The sequence below is a fragment of the Psychrobacter sp. 1U2 genome (genome assembly GCF_051847575.1).
Genome location: NZ_JBPYDC010001129.1, coordinates 1 through 695, shown reverse-complemented (window position 1 = coordinate 695; position 695 = coordinate 1). Strand labels below are relative to the sequence as shown.

Below are 695 nucleotides of genomic sequence, written 5' to 3'. Positions count from 1 at the left end.
CTCGGTGCCTTGGTGCAAGGATTAGAAGCAAGCAATCGTTTGTATACGGGCGGACCTTTTGACTGGTTCTCACCATTCCCAATCATGTGCGGATTTGCGCTTATTATTGGTTATGCACTACTTGGTTCTACTTGGCTTATCATCAAAACTGAACACAAACTACAGGTTTGGGCGCGTAAAGTCTCCGGCTGGATGTTAATGGCATTAGTAGCCGCAATGATTGCCGTCACGGTATCTATGTTCTTCTCCGATATAGATGCACTTGAAGGCTGGTTTAGCTTCCCAGGCTTGCTCTATCTTGCGCCAATGCCACTTATTGTTGTATTGCTATTCTTTTTAATGCGTAAAGACTTAAATACTGAGCGCGAGTACCGTCCATTTTTATTGACGGTTGCTCTATTTTTGATGGGTTATATTGGTGTTTGTTTTGCTATATTCCCTTATATAGTCCCGTATCAGATGACGATTTATGAGGCAGCAGCGGCTGACACTTCGCTCTCCTTTATGCTGATTGGTGCAGTTATTATGCTACCGATTATCTTAAGCTATACCGCTTTTGCGTATTATACTTTTAAGGGAAAATCTGATCACAATCCTATGTACTAATGACTAATCATGGTATGAATTGGATAAATTAGAATGACTGTGGCGGCCGTGTTAAATGACACCAGCCACAAACAAAAAGCAAATGGGGA

1 protein-coding gene is annotated in these 695 nt (G+C 41.9%); it reads left to right on the top strand.

All coding sequences use genetic code 11. The annotated features are described in order from the left end of the window. Nucleotides 1-606: cytochrome d ubiquinol oxidase subunit II (locus ACS8FD_RS20775; protein WP_439277262.1), on the top strand; the 606-nt coding region annotated here is incomplete at its 5' end. Nucleotides 607-695: the final 89 nt, after the last annotated feature.